This is a genomic window from Daejeonella sp. (assembly GCF_044232565.1).
Taxonomy (GTDB): Bacteria; Bacteroidota; Bacteroidia; order Sphingobacteriales; family Sphingobacteriaceae; genus Daejeonella.
The window spans coordinates 1-4,278 of record NZ_JBIILQ010000231.1 but is presented as its reverse complement, the minus strand read 5'-3'; the positions used below and the strand labels follow the sequence as shown (position 1 = coordinate 4,278).

The following is a 4,278-nucleotide window of genomic DNA, read 5'->3' as shown; positions in this document are numbered from 1 at the left end:
TACAGGTTTCGTTTGGTGGGTAGGTATTGGTCATGCCGGAACGCTAATTTCGGCTGTATTGCTCCTTTTTCGTCAGAACTGGCGAAACTCCATTAACCGATCGGCAGAGGCAATGACAATTTTTGCTGTTATTTGTGCTGCTTCGTACATCATTTCCCACATGGGTCGTCCTTGGTTATTCCACTGGGCTCTTCCTTTACCGAATCAATATGGTTCTTTGTGGGTGAACTTTAACTCCCCATTGGTATGGGACGTATTTGCAATCTCCACTTATTTCTCGGTTTCTTTAGTATTCTGGTATACAGGTTTACTTCCTGATATTGCTACTATCCGTGACCGTGCAATTGGTACCCGTCGTCGTATCTATTCTATTCTTTCTTTTGGATGGAATGGCTCTGTAAAAACATGGCAGCGTTTTGAATTGGTATCATTGATACTTGCAGGTGTTTCAACTCCACTTGTTCTTTCGGTACACACTATTGTATCCATGGACTTTGCAACTTCGGTTATTCCTGGATGGCACACCACGATTTTCCCTCCGTACTTTGTTGCTGGAGCGATCTTCTCAGGATTTGCAATGGTTCAGACTTTATTGTTGGTAACACGTAAAGTAATGAACTTTGAAAACTACATTACTATGTTCCATATTGAATCGATGAATAAGATCATCATTCTTACAGGTTCTATTGTAGGTGTAGCTTATTTAACCGAATTATTTATTGCATGGTATTCTGGTGTTGAATACGAGCAATATGCATTTTTGAATAGAGTTAGTGGTCCGTATGCTTGGGCATATTGGATCATGATGACCTGTAATGTGATTTCTCCGCAGCTCTTCTGGTTCAAAAAAATCCGTACAAGTATCGCGCTATCTTGGTTATTGTCAATTGTTGTGAACATAGGTATGTGGTTCGAACGATTTGTAATTATAGTAACTTCATTACACCGTGATTATCTTCCTTCAAGTTGGGTTATGTTTTATCCTAGTTGGGTTGATGTGGGTATTTTCATTGGGTCAATCGGTTTGTTTTTTACCCTGTTCTTATTGTTCTTGAGGGTTTTACCTGCTATTGCGATGGCTGAGGTTAAGCTCTTGCTTAAGAGTTCAAGTGATCAGGCCAAGCGAAAACTAATTGAAGACAAGGCAGTAGATAAGGGCCAAGCAGATTATTATCTTGAATCTCTTGAGAAATATGATAGTGTTTCACCAAGGGTAGGTCAATAAGAAATTATACAGATGAGTAATATAAAATATATTTTAGGTCATTTTGAGGATCCAGATGATCTGATGCATGGAATAGGTAAGCTTCAAGAAAATAAGGTCAGTATCTATGATGTTTATACCCCGATGCCTATTCACGGGATTGAAGATAAGCTTGGAATCAAGCGCTCACGCTTAGGAAGGGTGGCATTTGGTTTTGGTTTAACAGGAACGATAACTGCCATTTCAATGATCACCTACATGTTGGTTATTGATTGGCCAATGAACGTTGGTGGTAAGCCTCACTTTGCTTTCCCAGACTTTGTGCCAATTATGTTTGAATTGACAGTTTTGTTCGCGGCATTTGGAATGGTTGGGACTTACTTTTTCGTTAACCATTTGGCTCCAGGTCGTGCGCCAAGAGTAATGGATCTGCGTGCTACAAATGATAGATTTGTAATTGCAATTGATGCAAAAGACAATGCAGAACATGATAAAATTGATAATATTTTAAAAGAAGCAGGTGCTGTTGAAGTTAAGCACAACGAAAGGAAATATGTTAGTTATGAATAAGCTCCTAATAATTTGTATCGTTTTCTTAACTGTTGCTGCGGCTTCAGTTATTTCGTCTTGTTCGGATAATAGAAGTACGGGATTAGAATTTGCACGAAATATGTATGATCCGATTGCTTACAATCCTGATCAAGCTAATAAGAATTTTAAAGACGGTAAAACAGCACAAGTACCTCCTGCAGGAACAATGCCGGTTGGCTTCGATAAAAACGATGTTTATCCAAATACCAATGAAGGATATGTGGCAGCGGGTGCATCTTTAAGTAATCCATTGCCTGTTTCTGTTCCAACGCTAGAGCAGGGTAAAACTCTTTATCTTAATATGTGTTCTCAGTGCCATGGTTTAGAGGGTAAGGGTGATGGTTCGATCGTTAAGTTAGGTAAGTTTCCTGCTCCACCTTCTTATGGAACAGGAAATTCTTCTAGAGGTGGTTCTATGAAAGATTTAACTGATGGTAAAATTTACCATACAATCACACATGGTGTTAACCTTATGGGTCCACACAAATCGCAATTAACCCCTGAGCAGAGGTGGAAAGTTGTTATGTACGTTCATGAATTACAAAAATTACAATAGTCAATTGCTAAAACCAGATGGGAAATCATAATCATACTCATAATTTCACGGAACAATTTACATTTTCGGGAAAATTAAAAACCTGGACCTTAATAGCAATAGTGGTAGGAGTTCTTGCCGCTGCCTTTGGTTTTGTTACAGGACAGCAGGAGCGTACTTTCGCTAACTTGCTTTTAATGGCTTATTACTTTACTTGCGTGTGCGCAACAGGCTTATTCTTTATTGCTTTGCAATATGTTGCACAAGCAGGCTGGGCCACCGGGTTAATCAGAATACCTCAAGCAATGTCGAGAGTGCTTCCTGTAGCTTCTTTAATTCTTATTATAGTTTCTGCTTCTGGTCTTTTGACACATAATTTGTATCATCACTGGAATGCTGAGGGTTTATCAGATCCTAATAGTCCCGCCTATGATAAACTTATCGCTGGGAAATCGGGATACTTAAATGTACCCTTCTTTTTAACAAGATTAGTTTTGTTTTTAGGGGCTTACAGCTTTTTCGCTTGGTTATTTGCTAAATATTCTGAACGTGAAGAAGCAGATGGCGGTTTAGTTTTTTATGACAAAAGCTTCAAGTGGTCTACAATTTTCTTAATTATTTTCGGTTTCACAACTCCGCTCTGGGCCTTTGATACAATCATGTCATTGGAAGCACATTGGTTTTCGACGATGTTTGGTTGGTATAATTTCGCGGCCATGTGGGTAAGTGGTTTATGTGTGATTACACTTATTGTAATTTTCATGAAAAAAGCTGGTTATTTAAGCTGGGTTAATGAGAATCATTTACATGATTTAGGTAAATTTATTTTTGCCTTCTCTATTTTTTGGACTTACATATGGTTTTCTCAATTTTTGCTAATTTATTATGCAAACATCCCAGAAGAAACTGTTTATTTTTATAAGCGTTGGGAACCTGAATATCTTCCGTGGTTTTGGTTAAATATTATTATTAATTTCCTAGCCCCTCTATTAGTTTTAATGGCTAGAGATTCTAAGCGCCAGATGAATAGATTGATGTACGTTTGTATCATATTATTATGTGGACATTGGTTAGATTATTATATGATGATAATGCCGGGTACAGTAGAATCACATAGAGGTTTTGGAATAATTGAAATTGGTATTGCAATCGGGTTTGTGGGATTGTTCATGTTTTTCACCCTAAACCAAATTAGCAAAAGATCTTTGGTGGCTAAAAATCATCCTTTCTTAGAGGAGAGTATAAATCACCAGATTTAATAATAATTCTTAATAGCAAAAGAAAATACAACGAATAAAATGAGGTTAAGAGAAATTTTTAATATCAGAACTGTAGCTGCACTGTTAGTGTGCACGTTTACTGTAATGGGAAATTCAGTGTTTGCCCAGGTTCAGGATTCAACGGTTAGTTCAACAACGGCAGCTATCGATAGCGCGGCAAAATCTGCTATATCTGTATCGTCGCCTTCATCTTTACCATTAATTAGTACTGCGGTAGATACAGTTGCGCGTTATAAAAATCTGCAACCTCTAGTAGAAGCTAAGGACTACTCTGAGGCTTATCGCATAGGCTCTTATTATTTACTTATGTTTCTCTTAGTTTGCATTTTTATTGCAATAGTTGGGAAAATTCTTAAAGTGTATGAAATAAGTCGCGATATGCAAGGGCAAAAGTCTACGCTAGATAACCAGCGAATAAATGGTGTTTTACTTGGTATACTTTTACTAGTGGGTATTTATGGAGTTTACTGGTCATATTCAGTTCAAGGTCCGATGAGTATGCACGAATCAGCATCAGTCCATGGTCTTGATATCGACTTTATGTTTAAAATCACTTTGATTTTAACAACTATCGTATTTATTTTAACTCATATTGCACTCTTTGGCTTCTCATTCAAGTATAGAGGATCTGAAAATAGAAAGGCATATTTCTATCCACATAATAACTC

4 protein-coding genes and 1 pseudogene are annotated in these 4,278 nt (G+C 37.5%); all 5 read left to right on the top strand.

What is annotated here, in order from left to right:
• Positions 1 to 1,225: NrfD/PsrC family molybdoenzyme membrane anchor subunit (gene nrfD / locus ACILQF_RS11055; RefSeq protein ID WP_395627465.1), on the top strand; the 1,225-nt coding region annotated here is incomplete at its 5' end.
• A gap of 12 nt (positions 1,226 to 1,237) precedes the next feature.
• A complete protein-coding gene (locus tag ACILQF_RS11050; protein WP_395627464.1) occupies positions 1,238 to 1,774 on the top strand; it encodes a DUF3341 domain-containing protein in 537 nt (178 codons plus the stop codon).
• Positions 1,758 to 2,351 carry a c-type cytochrome gene (locus tag ACILQF_RS11045; RefSeq protein WP_395627466.1) on the top strand — a complete coding sequence of 198 codons (594 nt, stop codon included), beginning with the start codon at positions 1,758 to 1,760 and terminating at the stop codon, positions 2,349 to 2,351. The genes ACILQF_RS11050 and ACILQF_RS11045 overlap by 17 nt, the downstream gene beginning before the upstream one ends.
• 17 nt (positions 2,352 to 2,368) lie before the next feature.
• A complete protein-coding gene (locus ACILQF_RS11040; protein WP_395627463.1) occupies positions 2,369 to 3,589 on the top strand; it encodes a quinol:cytochrome C oxidoreductase in 1,221 nt (406 codons plus the stop codon).
• Positions 3,590 to 3,628: 39 nt separating this feature from the next.
• Positions 3,629 to 4,278: pseudogene (locus ACILQF_RS11035) on the top strand (cytochrome c oxidase subunit II); the annotation flags it as partial.

Bases quoted from the DNA above. Each gene is read 5' to 3' on its own strand.
- ACILQF_RS11045 (WP_395627466.1), top strand. From the start codon at position 1,758: ATGTTAGTTATGAATAAGCTCCTAATAATTTGTATCGTTTTCTTAACT.
- ACILQF_RS11050 (WP_395627464.1), top strand. From the start codon at position 1,238: ATGAGTAATATAAAATATATTTTAGGTCATTTTGAGGATCCAGATGAT.
- ACILQF_RS11040 (WP_395627463.1), top strand. From the start codon at position 2,369: ATGGGAAATCATAATCATACTCATAATTTCACGGAACAATTTACATTT.